Origin of the sequence: Hydrogenophaga sp. ZJX-1 (assembly GCF_048590325.1) — a bacterium.
Lineage (GTDB): Bacteria > Pseudomonadota > Gammaproteobacteria > Burkholderiales > Burkholderiaceae_C > Hydrogenophaga.
This window is the reverse complement of sequence record NZ_JBMBRA010000001.1, coordinates 447,164-460,269: the sequence shown is the minus strand read 5'-3', so window position 1 is coordinate 460,269 and position 13,106 is coordinate 447,164. Positions and strand designations below refer to the sequence as shown.

The window sequence follows — 13,106 nt, the reverse complement described above, 5'->3', positions numbered from 1 at the left end:
GGGCTTGCCTGCGCTCTGCCACCCGCCTGCACGTCCGCCTCGCCCGTCCGACAAGACGAGGACGGCGGCAGCGGGCGCCAGGATCGCGGTGCTGGCTTCGCTCGTGTTGGCGTGGGGCGCGGCGGCGCAGCCGCTGGTGGTCGGAAAGTCCGACCATCCCCCGGAGGAAGCCCACCACGCCTGGACCCAGGCCTCGACCGACAGCCGCCAGGTGGCCGCCTGGGTCATGCGTTCGGGGGACAACAGCGGTTTGCCGTTTGTGTTGATCGACAAGCGCCAGGCACAGGTGTTCGTCTTCAGCGCCGAGGCCCGCCTGCTCGGTGCCACACCCGCGCTGCTGGGTCTGGCGAAAGGTGACGACGCTTCTCCAGGCATCGGGCAGAAGCCCCTGTCACGCATCAAACCCCATGAGCGCACCACGCCTGCGGGGCGTTTCGTGGCGGCCCTGGCCAAAAATCTGTCTGGCGATCCGATTCTGTGGGTCGACTACGAAACGTCCATCTCCCTGCACGCCCTGCGCGGCAACAACCCCCGGGAACAGCGCATAAAACGCCTGACATCCCCCAGCACCCATGACAACCGCATCTCCTTCGGCTGCATCAACGTCGCACCGACGTTCTTCGGCGACGTGGTGATGAAGGCGTTTCAGGGCACCGAAGGCGTGGTCTATGTGCTGCCCGACACGCGTTCCCTGGCGTCGGTGTTTGCGCCGCACGGCTTCGCACCGACGCCGGACTGATCAGTCCGGGGATGTCGCGATCTGGCGCAGCGCCTGCTCGAACACCGCGGCGGGTTGCCCGCCGGAGATCAGGTGGCGGTCGTTGATGATGACGGCCGGCACCGAGTGGATGCCGTGGCTGTTGTAGAACTGTTCGCGCTCGCGCACGTCCTGCGCGAAGGCGTCGCTCGCCAGCACTTCGCGGGCGCGGCCTTCATCCAGACCGGCTTCGACCGCTGCCGCCAGCAACACCGCGTGATCGGCCGGACTTTCTGCGCGGCCGTGGTACGCGGTCAGCAGCGCCTTCTTCAACGCGTGCTGCTGGCCCGGGGCGCCCTCTTCGCCGGCCCACAGCAGCAGGCGGTGCGCGTCGAAGGTGTTCCAGATGCGGCCGCGGCCCTCGGCCTTGAACGTGAACCCGGCCTCGGCACCGCGCTGGCGGATCGTTTCGCGGATCTGCGCCTGCTGCTCGGCCGTGCTGCCGTATTTCTGCGTCAGGTGTTCGGTGACGTCCTGGCCCGCCGGGCCCATCTGCGGGTTGAGCTCGAAGGGCTGGAAGTGCATCTCGGCGCTGATGTCGCCCTGCACGGCGGCCAGGGCCTGTTCCAGTGCGGAAAGACCGATCGCGCACCAGGGGCAGGACACGTCGGACACAAAGTCGATTTTCAGGGTGGTGCTCATGGAACGGCATGTTACGGCCGGCGCAAGCCCCGCGCCCGCGCATGGGCTTGCGCGACAATCGACGCCTCGCCTTTTCTTCGCTCCTCCCACGCACCATGACCGACCGCTACGCCGTCATCGGCAACCCCATTGGCCACAGCAAATCGCCGTTGATCCACGCCGCCTTCGCGCAGGCCACCGGCCAGGACATTGAATACACCGCCATCGAAGGGCCGCTGGACGGCTTCAAGGCCACGGTTGAAGCCTTCATTGCCGCCGGTGGCCGTGGCATGAACGTGACGATTCCGTTCAAGCTGCAGGCCTTCGAGGTCGCCACCGACCCGATGGAATCCGCCCGACTGGCCGGCGCGGTGAACGCGCTCAAGTTCGAGGACGGCCGCATCTTCGCGCAGAACTTCGACGGCCTGGGCCTGGTGAACGACATCCAGCGCAACCTGGGCGTGTCGCTGGCGGGCAAGCGCGTGCTGATCTGCGGCGCTGGCGGCGCCACGCGGGGCGCCATCCTGCCGATCGCGGCACAGAAGCCGGCACTGATCGCCATCGCCAACCGCAGCGCCGACAAGGCGCACGGTCTGAAACGCGACTTCGCGGCCCACGCCGCGCTGCAGACCGGGGGCTACGAAGAACTGGCCGGCGAGCGTTTTGACGTGGTGCTCAACGCCACCTCCACCGGCCTCTCGCAGGCCGATCTGCCGCTGGCAGCCAGCGCCTTCGCGCCCGGCGCGCTGGCCTACGAGCTGGTCTACGGCAAGGGCCTCACCCCCTTCCTGAAGCAGGCTCGGGCCGCGGGCGTGCAGAACATCGCCGATGGCGTGGGCATGCTGGTCGAGCAGGCGGCCGAGGCCTTCGAGTGGTGGCGCGGCGTGCGCCCGGACACCCAGCCGGTGATCGCACGCTTCACGATTCCTCTGGACTGAGTCCGCGTTGACTTCGCACCGCTGGGCACAGGCCGTGCCCCTGCTGGCCGTGTTCGGCTCGGTGGTGGCGCTGGGCATCGGCACCTCGTTCGCCAAACAGCTGTTTCCGCAAGTCGGCTCGCTCGGCACCACGGCCTTGCGGGTGGGCTTTTCGGCGTTGCTCCTGCTGCTGATCTGGCGCCCCTGGCGCTGGCCGCTCTCGCGCGCAGACGCGAAGTGCCTGGTGCGCTACGGCGTGGCGCTGGGCTGCATGAACCTGATGTTCTACCAGTCGCTGCGCACCATCCCCTTCGGCGTCGCGGTGGCCATCGAGTTCAGCGGACCGCTCGCGGTGGCCTTCTTTTCGTCGCGCCGGGCCATCGACTACGTGTGGATCGCGCTGGCCATCGTCGGCCTCGGCCTCCTGCTGCCGCTGGGGCACGATGTGGCCAGCCTCGACCCCGAAGGCGTGGTGTTCGCACTCGGCGCTGCGGTGTGCTGGGCGTCGTACATCGTGTTCGGCAAACGCGTGGGGCACCTGCACGCGGGCCACTCCGTCGCTCTGGGCCTGACCATGGCGGCGATCACCGTGGTGCCCTTCGGCATCTGGCACGCGGGCAGCGCCCTGCTGGACCCGGGCATCCTGCTGTTCGGGCTGGGTGTGGCCGCGGTGTCCAGCGCCATCCCGATCTCGCTGGAAATGGTGGCGCTCAAACGCCTGTCGCACAGCGCGTTCGGCGTCATGGCCAGCATGGAGCCGGCCGTGGCCGCGCTGCTCGGCCTGCTGGTGCTGGGCGAGCAGCTGAGCGGCCTGCAGTGGCTGGCCATCGGCTTCATCATGGCCGCCGCTGCGGGCAGCTCGGTGACGGCGCAGCCCGACACCCACCACGGTCCCGCCGACGAAATCGTGCAGTGATCGCTTCGCGGTGACGCGATCAGGGTTTTCACTGATGAACTCTAGTCCTATAGAGGACTAGAGTTCATCACATGAACAAAGCCCTGCACCTCGTCCCGCCCGCCGAACCCGGTCTGAGCCGCTACGCCTCGCTGGCGCAGGCGCTGCGTGCGCGTGTGATCGCGGGTGAGTGGTCGCCCGGCTCTGCGCTGCCCGCCGAGAGCCAGCTCGCCACCGAACACAGCGTGGCCCTGGGCACCATGCGGCGGGCACTGGAGCTGCTGGCCGAGCAGGGCTTCATCGAGCGCATCCATGGCAAAGGAACCTTTGTGCGCCAGGGGCTCTCGGGCGCGACCATGCTGCGCTTCTTCCGTTTCGACAGCGGCACCGGCGAGGTGCCGGTTTCGCGCATCCTGCAGCGCAGTCGTGTGAACGCGCCGGCCGCGGTGTCGCGGGTGCTGGGCATCGGCACCGGGGAACCGGTCTTGCGCCTGCACCGCCTGCGCCTCATGGGCGGCCAGCCCCGCCTGTTCGAAGAACTCTGGCTCCCGCTTGACCTGTTTGAGCCGCTGGCCGAGGACGACCTCAGCACCTGGGACGACCTGCTCTACCCCATGTTCGCGCGCCGCGTGCAGGTCCACGTGCACCGCGCACTGGACGACATCGGCTTTGCCCAGCTCAGCGCCTCACAGGCCCGCCACCTGGGCCTGCCCGCCGGCCACCCCTGCGCGCAGGTGCAGCGCTCGGCCTACGACCTCACCGGGCGCTGTGTCGAACTGCGCATCACGCGCGGTGACGCGCACGCGTTTCACTACACCGTCAACATCACCTGAAGGAGACACCATGACCAAGATCTGCATTCCCATCGACGTCCGGCTCTCGCGCCGCACTCTCATCACGGCGGCGGGCGCGACTCTGGCAGCCCCCTGGATCGGCGCGCACGCGCAAGGCAAGATCGCTGGCGGCAAGCCGATCACGCTGATCGTGTCGTATCCGCCCGGTGGTGGTGCCGACCTCATGGCCCGCACCATCGCGCCCCGGCTGGAGGCCGCGCTCGGCCAGACCGTGGTGGTGGAAAACAAGGCCGGTGCCAGCGGGCAGCTGGCGGCCGGGCATGTGGCGCGCGCCGCGGCCGACGGCAGCGTGCTGCTGCTCGACGCCTCGTCGTTTGCCGTCACGCCCTCGCTCTTTCCCAAGCTGCCCTACAACGCCGCCACCGCGTTCACACCGCTGGCGGTGCTGGCGACCTTCCCCAACGTGCTGGTGTGCACGCCGAGCTTCGAGGCAAAGAGCGTGAAAGACGTGATCCGCCTGGCCAAGGCCGGTCCGTTGAACTACGCCTCGTCGGGCAACGGCTCGGCCCAGCACCTGGCCGGCGCCTTGTTCGAGCAGCGCGCCGGCGTGACGCTGACCCACGTGGCCTACCGCGGCGGCGGCCCCGCCATGAACGATGTGATGGGTGGCCAGGTGCCGCTGTTCTTTGCCAACGTGGCTTCGTCGCTGGGCCACATCAAGGCGGGCAAGCTGCGTCCGCTCGCCGTCACCAGCACGCTGCGCGCCCGTTCCCTGCCCGACGTGCCCACCATGGCCGAGGCCGGCGTCAGCGGCTACGAGGTGCTGGAGTGGAACCCCATCCTCGGACCGGCCGGCATGGCCGCCGATGTGAAGGCCACGCTGGTCGCGGCCATCCGCAAGGCGCTGGAAGACGCCGAGGTGCTCGGCCGCATCCGCCAGCTCGGCGGCGACGTGTTTGCCGACGCCAGCCAGCAGAGCGCGGGCAAGTTCATCGCCGCGCAGCAGGCGCTGTGGGCCAAGGTGATCAAGGAACGGAACATCACCACCGGATGAACGCGCACCACACCCCTGCGGATGGCTGGGACTGCCATGTGCATGTGTTCGACCCCACGCACCCGGCACAGGCCGGCCACTACCAGCCGGTGCTGCGCGACCTGCCCGAGATCGAGCACACCGCCACGGCACTGGGCATGGGCCATCTCGTGCTGGTGCAACCCAGCGTCTATGGCACCGACAACGGCCTGATCCTGCGGGCGCTGGCCCGCGAGCCGGGCCGTCACCGGGGTGTCGCGGTGGTGGACACCGCCGTCACCGACGCCGAACTCGACACCATGCACCGGCTCGGCGTGCGCGGCGTGCGCTTCAACCTGGTATCACCGGTGGGCAACGGCCCCGAGGCTTTTCGTGCCCTCGCTCCCCGGCTGAAAGCACGTGGCTGGCATGTGCAGTGGTACGCCCGGGCCGACCAGTTGGCCGCCATCGCGGGCCTGCACGAAGGCAGTGGCCTCACCGCCGTGCTCGACCACCTGGCCGGCCTGCACGCGGGCATCAGCGCCGCCGATCCCGCCTGGGCCTCCCTGGAACGCGTGGCTGCACAGGGCGCGTGGGTCAAGCTCTCGGGCTGGTACCGGCTGCAGGCCAGCGCGCCCTACGAGGCCTTGCAAAGCCACATCGGTCGCGTGGCCGCTCTCATGGGCGAACATCTCGTCTGGGGGTCCGACTGGCCGCACACCGCCTTCGAGCACGACGCCCTGCCGCCCTACGACAGCCTCTGGCAGCCGGTGGTGCAAGTCCTCGGCGCGTCCCGCGCCGCCGCCGTGCGCAGGGCCGGCGCCTTGCTCTACGCCTGAACACCCGCGAGACTGAGGCCATGCGCATCCTGCTCGCCGAAGATGAAACCGAACTGGGCACCTGGCTGGTCAAGGCGCTCGCACAGAACGACTTCCAGGTCGACTGGGTGAACGACGGCCGCCTGGTGCGGCGCAGCCTCAAGGCCACGAAGTACGACGCGCTCATCCTCGACCTCGGCCTGCCCGGCCTGGGCGGGCACGATGTGCTGACCGACCTGCGCGAGGCCGATCAGCGCCTGCCCGTGCTCATCCTCACCGCGCGCGATTCGCTCATGGAGCGCGTGAGCTGCCTGCACGGCGGCGCCGACGACTTCCTGGCCAAGCCCTTCGAAGTGAGTGAACTCGAAGCGCGCCTGATCGCGCTGATCCGCCGCTCGCGGGGCAACGAACACCCGCGCTTTGCCTGCGGGCCGCTGGGCTACGACAGCGCCACCAAACAGTTCCGCCTGCAACACGAGCCGCTTTCCCTCACCCCGCGCGAACACGCGCTGCTGCGCGCGCTGATCCAGCACAGCGGCGAAGCCCTGTCCAAGCGCGAACTGGTGGAACGCGTGTTCTCCGACGAGCAGGACGTGAACCCCGAAGCCATCGAGGTGCTGGTGCACCGCCTGCGCAAGCGGCTCGAATCCTCGCCGGTGCGCATCACCACCCTGCGCGGCATGGGCTACCTGCTGGAATGCCCGCCGTGAAAATGCCGCGCTGGCTGGGCGGCAGCATCCGCCGCATGCTGCTCGTGGTGCTGGTGCCGGGCCTGCTGCTGGTGTTTTCGGCCGAACTCTGGCTGGCCTGGCGCACCGCCAGCGAAGCGGCCGACGCCGCCTACGACCGCTCCCTGCTCGGCGCGGTCAAGTCCATCGACTCCAGCATCTCCACCGCCAGCGGCGGCCTGGGCGTGGAGCTGCCCTACCGCATGCTCGAATTCTTCGAACTCACCGCCAACGGGCAGGTGTACTACCGCGTGGCCACCGAAGACGGGCTGGTCGAGATCGGCAGTTCCGACCTGCCGCCGCCGCCCAAGCCCCTGCTCTCGGGCAAGCCGCAGTTTCACGAGGGTGTGTACTTTGGCGAGCCGGTGCGCGTGGGCAGCTACGCGCGTGAACTGGCCACGCCGCTGGCCGGCCAGGCGGGGCCGCAGCGGGTGGTGATCCAGGTGGCCGAAACACTGGAGGCCCGCACCGGTTTCCAGCGCAGCCTGGTGCTGCAGTCGGTGGCGCGCGACTTCCTGCTGGTGTTCGTGGCCAGCACCTTGTTCGGTCTGGCCATCGCCTGGGCCATGCGCCCGCTGGCCCGCCTGCGCCAGGACGTCGAAGCCCGAGCCCCGCAAGACCTCACCCCGATGGACAGCGATGGCGTGCCCGCCGAGCTGCTGCCGCTGGTGGGCGCCCTCAACCACCACATCGAACGCAACCGCGAACAGACCGAAGCGCGCCGCCAGTTCGTGGACGACGCCTCGCACCAGCTGCGCACGCCGCTGACCACGCTGGCCACGCAGGTGGCCTATGCCCAGCGCGAGGCCGACCCCGCCGCCCAGCGCGAGGTGATGGACAACATCCGCCAGCAGCTGGACGAAACCATCCGCCAGACCAACCAGATGCTCTCGCTGGCCAAGGCCGACAGCGCCGCGCCCGAACCCGAAGCGCTGGACGCCGTGGTGCTGGCCGAAGACCTGGTGCGCCGCTGGTGGCCGCTGGCACGCGAGCAGGGGGTGGACCTGGGCCTGGCCGCGCCCATGGCCACGCTGCCCTTTCGCGGCGAGCCCGGCCTGCTGAAGGAAGCCCTGTCCAACCTGCTGCACAACGCCATCCGCCACGGCGGCGCGGGTTGCCACGTGACGCTGGCCGTGGCCGCCGATGGGCGCCATGTGCGCTTCAGCGTGGTCGACGACGGCCCGGGCCTGCCGCCCGAGGAACTGGCGCGCGCCGGCGAGCGCTTCTTCCGTGGCCGCCAGGGCCAACTGCCCGGCTCCGGTCTGGGGCTGGCGATAGCGCGCACCGTGGCACAACGCCACGGCGGCGAGATGCGGGTGAGCGCCGGGCCCGAGTGGCGCGGGCTGGCCGTCACGATGGAACTGGCCGGCACCGGTGCCCCGTCGTCTCATGCGGGTAAACCCTGAAAAATTCGCCTCTGGCCTGAAAGCGGTCTGAAAGTGCGCTTTTTCTACAGTGCCCTCATCGCAACAGACCCGTTGCGAGGATTTCACCCCTTCGAGGAGACATTTTCATGAGCATCACGTCCAAGTTCATCGCCGCCGCCGTCTCGGCCAGCGCCTTCAGCACATTCGCCGCTGGCGCCCTGGAAAAAACCGAGTGCATCGCCCCGGCCAAACCCGGCGGCGGTTTCGACCTCACCTGCAAGCTGGTGCAGAGCGCGCTGCAGGAGGGCAAGTTCATCGCCGACCCGATGCGCGTGACCTACATGCCCGGCGGCATCGGCGCCGTGGCCTACAACACCGTGATCGCGCAGAAGCCCGACGCGGCCAACGCCATCGTCGCGTTCTCGGGCGGCTCGCTGCTGAACCTGGCCCAGGGCAAGTTCGGCCGTTACACCGAGAACGACGTGCGCTGGCTCGCCGCCATCGGCACCGACTACGGCGCCGTGGTCGTGGCCGAGAACTCGCCCTACAAGACCCTCAAGGATGTGATGGCCGCCATCAAGGCCGACCCCGCCAAGGTGGTGCTGGGTGCCGGTGGCACCGTGGGCAGCCAGGACTGGATGAAGGCCGCGCTGACCGCGCGCGCCGGCGGCGTGAACCCCAAGACCATGCGTTACGTGGCCTTTGAAGGCGGCGGCGAGGCACTGACCGCGCTGCAGGGCGGCCACATCCACGTGTTCACCGGCGACGCGGCCGAAGCCCAGCAGCAGCAAAAAGCAGGCGCCAAAATCCGCATCCTGGCGGTGATGAACGACAAACGCCTGACGGGCGACATGGCCAGCATCCCCACCGCCGCCGAACAGGGCTACGACGTGGAATGGCCCATCGTGCGCGGCTTCTACGTCGGCCCCAAGGTGAGCGACGCCGACTACAAGGTCTGGGCGGACACCTTCACCCAGCTGATGGCCACGCCCGCCTACGACAAGCTGCGCAGCGAGCGCGGCCTGTTCCCCATGGCCCTGACCGGCGCGCCGCTGGACGCCTACGTCAAGAAGCAGGTGGCCGGCTACCGCAAGCTGGCCGAAGAGTTCGGCTTGAACGTCGTCCCGGCCAAGTGACCCGGCGGGGCTTCGGCCCCGCTTCGCGGTGCCACCCTCTGCGGTGGCCCGTTCGTCTCCCTCCCTCACTGGAGTACCACCATGAGTGACCGCCTGCTCGGTGCGGTGTGTGTTGTCGCGTCCGCCGCCATGTCCTGGGCCGCGCAAGACTACGCCGCCGCCATCTCTTACGAACCCGTCGGCCCGCGCGCGTTTCCGCTGCTGCTGTCCGTCGGCCTGGGCCTGTGTGGCCTGTGGCTGGTGCTGCGCCCCACGGCTGGGGCCGAGGCCTTTCGCGGCGTGCCCTGGAAGGCCACCGCCCTGTGCGCGGCCGCCGTGCTGGCGTATGCGCTGCTGTTCCAGTGGCTGGGCTTTGCACTGGCCACGGCGCTGATGGCGCTGCCGGTGGGCATGGCGTTCGGTGGCAGCTGGAAACAGTCGCTGGCTGGTGGCGCCGCACTGGGCGGGGTGCTGTTCCTGCTGTTCGACAAGGTGCTGGACGTGGTGCTGCCCACCGGCCCGCTGTCCGCCCTTCTCGGAGGGAGCTGACATGGACACCTTGCAACACCTGGTATTGGGCTTTGGCGTCGCGCTGAGCCCGACCAACCTGCTGATCGCCGCCATGGGCTGCTTCATCGGCACCATCGTCGGTCTGCTGCCCGGCCTGGGGCCGATCAACGGCGTGGCCATCCTGATGCCGCTGGCCTTTGCCATGAAGCTGCCGCCCGAGACCTCGCTCATCTTGCTGGCCGCCGTCTACATCGGCTGCGAATACGGCGGGCGCATCTCGTCCATCCTGCTCAACGTGCCGGGCGATGCGGGCGCGATCATGACCGCACTGGACGGTTACCCCATGGCACGCAAAGGCCTGGGCGGCGTGGCGCTGTCGATATCGGCCTGGAGCTCGTTCGTGGGCTCGCTGGTGGCCACCATCGGCATCGTGCTGATGGCGCCGCTGCTGGCGAGCTGGGCGCTGTCGTTCGGTCCGGCCGAGTACTTCGCGCTCATGTGTTTCGCTTTCGCCTGCATCGCCGGGCTGATGGGCGACGCGCCGGTCAAGGCCGGGCTGGCCGCGCTCATCGGCCTCTCGATGTCCTGCGTGGGGCTGGACTCCAACTCCGGCGTCTACCGCTTCACCGGCGGCGACATCCACCTGTCCGACGGCATCCAGTTCGTGGTGGTCGTCATCGGCGTGTTCTCCATCAGCGAACTGCTGCTCATGCTGCAGCAACACCACAGCAACGCAGGCATGGTCACGCAGACCGGCCGCATGCTGTTCAACTGGCTGGAACTCAAGGCCACCTGGTGGGGCACGCTGCGCTCCAGCGTGGTGGGCTTTGCGGTGGGCGTGCTGCCCGGCGCGGGCGCCACCATCGCCAGCGCCATGACCTACTCCATGGAGAAGAGCCTGACCGATACCGAAGGCACCTTCGGCCAGGGCGACATCCGCGGCGTGGCCGCGCCCGAGGCGGCCAACAACTCGGCCGCCACCGGCTCCTTCGTGCCCATGCTCACGCTGGGCGTGCCCGGCTCGGGCACCACGGCGGTGATGGTGGGCGCGCTCTCGCTCTACAACATCACGCCCGGCCCGGCCCTGTTCACCCAGCAGCCCGATCTGGTGTGGGGCCTGATCGCCTCGCTGTTCCTGGCCAACGTGATCCTGCTGGTGCTCAACATCCCGCTCGTGGGCGTGTTCACCAAGGTGCTGAGCGTGCCCAACTGGCTGCTGGTGCCCGGCATCGTGGCGGTCAGCAGCGTGGGCGTGTACGCGGTGCACGCCACCACCTTCGACCTGGTGCTGATGACTGTGCTCGGCTTCGCCGCCTACCTGCTGCGCAAGCAGGGCATTCCGATGGCACCGCTGATCCTGGGCTTCGTGCTCGGCGACATGATGGAACAGAACCTGCGCCGCGCGCTGTCCATCAGCAACGGCGACGCGGGCATCCTGGTGGGCAGCCCGATCTCGGTCGGGCTGTGGGTGGCAGCGGCGCTGATGCTGGTGGTGCCGCTGGGTCTGCGCCTGCTGGCCGGACGGCGCGGGACCGGGGTGGCGGCGGTTTGAAGCGGCCGCCTGTCCGTACCACTCGCCCCCTGCCGGCCGCATGGCCGGCAGGGGGTTTTTCAAAGCCCGGTCAGTTCGGCACCGGTGGCGGCTGGATCGGCCGGAGCGCCGGCATCCGGAAGTTGCCCTTGCCGCGCTGGTCGTTCACGGTCGATGTGTTCATCGAGAACAGCAGCGTGGTGTAGGCCACCGCATCGGCGTTCACGTCGAGCGCCGTGTCGTTGTTGTTGGAGAAGGTGTCGCAGGCCTGGTGGTAGCACGGGTCGTAGGCCTGGCCCGCGGTGCCGCCCCAGCTCGCGGCCTCGGCGGCCGTCTTGATGCCCTCGGCGCCGGTGAACAGGCCGCCGGCCGGGATCAGGTTCTGGATGAAGGCCCGGTAGTCGGAGCGCCCGTCGAAGTCCGTGCCCTTGAACGGCACGCCGCGCTGCATGTAGAAGGACTCGAACGCCTTCTCGATCTGGTCCGATCCGCCCGGGCCGGGGCCTTCACCCGTAGCGTCCGAGTCGTCGCCGTCGTAGACGAAGAACACGTGGTTGGGCGAACCGATCATGTCGAAGTTCAGGTACAGCGCAATGCTGTCCTTCTCGGTCTGGGACAGCCCTTCCACGTAGTTCGTGGACCCGACCAGGCCCGACTCTTCCGCACCCCACAGCGCAAAGCGCAGCTTGTTGCGGGGCTTGACCTTGGCCATCTGCACCGCGGTCTCCAGGATCGCGGCGACCCCCGAGCCGTTGTCGTTGATGCCCGGGCCTTCGTTGACCGTGTCGAGGTGCGCACCCACCATCACCACGTTGCCCGGATCGCCGGCGCGCGACTCCGCGATGACGTTGCTGGTGGTCGCCTGGCCGCGGAAGGTGTCGGTCTTGAGCCGGAGCACCAGACCCGGCGTCGCCGCCAGCTCCTGGCCGAGGGCCTGTGTGACCGAGGTGACGCCGATGTCCAGCGCGAAGGCTTCGCCCAGCGTGCCGTTGATATCCCCGGCAATGTTGTTGTAGATCACGACCCCGACGGCCCCGGCCGCATGGGCATTGGCGGCCTTGAGCGCGAAGGTGCAGCTACCCCGGCTGATGAGCGCGATGTTCCCCGCCGGGAAACCGGCGAAGTCGGCGGCCTCGCAACCCGGTGTGCCGTCACCCGGGGCTGGTGTCAGCGCCGTCACCGGTGCGGTCACGTCACCGCTGCCGGAGTACGACATGATGTTGTTGACCAGCGGCGCCGTCGGCCCGGGCGCCACCTGCTCCAGCACAGTGGCCGAGAGCGCGATGAAGGTCTGGAACTGGAAGTCCATCACCGTGACCAGGTAACCCGCGTCGCGCAGCACCTGCACCGCGTAAGCCACCGAAGCGTCGTAGCCTGGTGTACCCGAAGTGCGGATGCCGTTGTTCGCGTCGGCGATGGTCTGCAGGGCCTGCTGGTGGCGCCTCACCCCGTCGAGCGTCACACACTCCAGCAGCTTCGAGAACGTGTTGTTGACCCTGTTGAAGCAACTGGCGGAGTCGCCCGCGGCGGAGGATGCCTCCGTCGTCGCCAGCTTGGCGATTGCGGTGTCGTCCGTTCCTCCGCTGCCCGTCTCACCACCTCCACCGCAAGCCACCACGAGCATGGCCGCCATGGCCGTTGCGCTCCACCGTCCCCGGGTCAGGTTCCGACCATTCGTACCGGTCTTCTGCATGTCCGTCTCCTGTGAGTTGTTGACGCCATCGGTTCCCGCCGCAGATCAACTGGCTCCCCGGCCCATACCGACCACGAGGGGAGGGGCAGCGTACTCCCGTGCCCTGGGGCTCACCAAGATCACTTACAGAAAGACACGATTTAGGTGGGTCGCGTCGCGCCAATGCGTCGTCCTCCAGCAGCGGGACCACTGCCCGGCGCGGGGGTGTGCTTCAGGCCTTTGGGCCCCCCAAAGAAATGGCATCGGAATGCAGTGCCTCCGCACTTAGCATCAACCCGTGCTGTGCGCCCCCCTCTCTTGCCACCGTCAGGTTCACATGCCAGACCCAGTCCGTCGGTAAAATGCGGC

The 13,106-nt window shown here is 68.8% G+C and carries 13 protein-coding genes; 11 read left to right on the top strand and 2 right to left on the bottom strand.

Features of this window, described 5'->3' with window-relative positions:
* Window positions 1-88 precede the first annotated feature (88 nt).
* A complete protein-coding gene (locus ACN5W5_RS02310; RefSeq protein WP_420046981.1) occupies window positions 89-739 on the top strand; it encodes a hypothetical protein in 651 nt (216 codons plus the stop codon).
* On the opposite strand, the gene ACN5W5_RS02305 is transcribed toward ACN5W5_RS02310, so the two are convergent.
* Window positions 740-1,399: a DsbA family oxidoreductase gene (locus tag ACN5W5_RS02305; RefSeq protein WP_420046980.1), complete on the bottom strand. Its 660-nt coding sequence runs from the start codon at window positions 1,397-1,399 to the stop codon at window positions 740-742.
* A gap of 95 nt (window positions 1,400-1,494) precedes the next feature.
* Here ACN5W5_RS02305 and aroE point away from each other — a divergent pair, with 95 nt between their 5' ends.
* From aroE to ACN5W5_RS02255, 10 genes are all read left to right on the top strand, one after another.
* Complete coding sequence (gene aroE / locus ACN5W5_RS02300) at window positions 1,495-2,316, top strand: shikimate dehydrogenase (protein ID WP_420046979.1); 822 nt, start codon at window positions 1,495-1,497, stop codon at window positions 2,314-2,316.
* A gap of 7 nt (window positions 2,317-2,323) precedes the next feature.
* Window positions 2,324-3,211 (top strand): EamA family transporter, encoded by an 888-nt coding sequence (locus ACN5W5_RS02295; protein ID WP_420046978.1) that lies wholly within the window; start codon window positions 2,324-2,326, stop codon window positions 3,209-3,211.
* Between the two features lie 71 nt (window positions 3,212-3,282).
* Window positions 3,283-4,023: a GntR family transcriptional regulator gene (locus ACN5W5_RS02290; protein WP_177139024.1), complete on the top strand. Its 741-nt coding sequence runs from the start codon at window positions 3,283-3,285 to the stop codon at window positions 4,021-4,023.
* A 10-nt stretch (window positions 4,024-4,033) separates the two neighbouring features.
* Window positions 4,034-5,038 carry a tripartite tricarboxylate transporter substrate binding protein gene (locus tag ACN5W5_RS02285; RefSeq protein ID WP_177139026.1) on the top strand — a complete coding sequence of 335 codons (1,005 nt, stop codon included), beginning with the start codon at window positions 4,034-4,036 and terminating at the stop codon, window positions 5,036-5,038.
* Window positions 5,035-5,835, top strand: coding sequence for an amidohydrolase family protein (locus tag ACN5W5_RS02280; RefSeq protein ID WP_420046977.1), 801 nt, complete (start codon window positions 5,035-5,037; stop codon window positions 5,833-5,835). The genes ACN5W5_RS02285 and ACN5W5_RS02280 overlap by 4 nt, the downstream gene beginning before the upstream one ends.
* A 20-nt stretch (window positions 5,836-5,855) precedes the next feature.
* Window positions 5,856-6,524, top strand: coding sequence for a response regulator (locus tag ACN5W5_RS02275; protein ID WP_420046976.1), 669 nt, complete (start codon window positions 5,856-5,858; stop codon window positions 6,522-6,524).
* Between the two features lie 2 nt (window positions 6,525-6,526).
* Window positions 6,527-7,948: a sensor histidine kinase gene (locus ACN5W5_RS02270; RefSeq protein ID WP_420047427.1), complete on the top strand. Its 1,422-nt coding sequence runs from the start codon at window positions 6,527-6,529 to the stop codon at window positions 7,946-7,948.
* 107 nt (window positions 7,949-8,055) lie between these two features.
* Window positions 8,056-9,045, top strand: coding sequence for a Bug family tripartite tricarboxylate transporter substrate binding protein (locus tag ACN5W5_RS02265; protein WP_420046975.1), 990 nt, complete (start codon window positions 8,056-8,058; stop codon window positions 9,043-9,045).
* An 81-nt stretch (window positions 9,046-9,126) separates the two neighbouring features.
* Window positions 9,127-9,573, top strand: coding sequence for a tripartite tricarboxylate transporter TctB family protein (locus tag ACN5W5_RS02260; protein WP_420046974.1), 447 nt, complete (start codon window positions 9,127-9,129; stop codon window positions 9,571-9,573).
* Window position 9,574: 1 nt separating this feature from the next.
* Window positions 9,575-11,086: a tripartite tricarboxylate transporter permease gene (locus tag ACN5W5_RS02255; RefSeq protein WP_420046973.1), complete on the top strand. Its 1,512-nt coding sequence runs from the start codon at window positions 9,575-9,577 to the stop codon at window positions 11,084-11,086.
* A gap of 70 nt (window positions 11,087-11,156) precedes the next feature.
* On the opposite strand, the gene ACN5W5_RS02250 is transcribed toward ACN5W5_RS02255, so the two are convergent.
* Window positions 11,157-12,698 carry a M28 family metallopeptidase gene (locus ACN5W5_RS02250; protein WP_420046972.1) on the bottom strand — a complete coding sequence of 514 codons (1,542 nt, stop codon included), beginning with the start codon at window positions 12,696-12,698 and terminating at the stop codon, window positions 11,157-11,159.
* Window positions 12,699-13,106 lie beyond the last annotated feature (408 nt).

Coding starts and splice junctions, on each gene's coding strand:
- ACN5W5_RS02305 (WP_420046980.1), bottom strand. CDS start 1,399: ATGAGCACCACCCTGAAAATCGACTTTGTGTCCGACGTGTCCTGCCCC.
- aroE (WP_420046979.1), top strand. CDS start 1,495: ATGACCGACCGCTACGCCGTCATCGGCAACCCCATTGGCCACAGCAAA.
- ACN5W5_RS02290 (WP_177139024.1), top strand. CDS start 3,283: ATGAACAAAGCCCTGCACCTCGTCCCGCCCGCCGAACCCGGTCTGAGC.
- ACN5W5_RS02285 (WP_177139026.1), top strand. CDS start 4,034: ATGACCAAGATCTGCATTCCCATCGACGTCCGGCTCTCGCGCCGCACT.
- ACN5W5_RS02280 (WP_420046977.1), top strand. CDS start 5,035: ATGAACGCGCACCACACCCCTGCGGATGGCTGGGACTGCCATGTGCAT.
- ACN5W5_RS02275 (WP_420046976.1), top strand. CDS start 5,856: ATGCGCATCCTGCTCGCCGAAGATGAAACCGAACTGGGCACCTGGCTG.
- ACN5W5_RS02270 (WP_420047427.1), top strand. CDS start 6,527: ATGCCGCGCTGGCTGGGCGGCAGCATCCGCCGCATGCTGCTCGTGGTG.
- ACN5W5_RS02265 (WP_420046975.1), top strand. CDS start 8,056: ATGAGCATCACGTCCAAGTTCATCGCCGCCGCCGTCTCGGCCAGCGCC.
- ACN5W5_RS02260 (WP_420046974.1), top strand. CDS start 9,127: ATGAGTGACCGCCTGCTCGGTGCGGTGTGTGTTGTCGCGTCCGCCGCC.
- ACN5W5_RS02255 (WP_420046973.1), top strand. CDS start 9,575: ATGGACACCTTGCAACACCTGGTATTGGGCTTTGGCGTCGCGCTGAGC.
- ACN5W5_RS02250 (WP_420046972.1), bottom strand. CDS start 12,698: ATGGCGGCCATGCTCGTGGTGGCTTGCGGTGGAGGTGGTGAGACGGGC.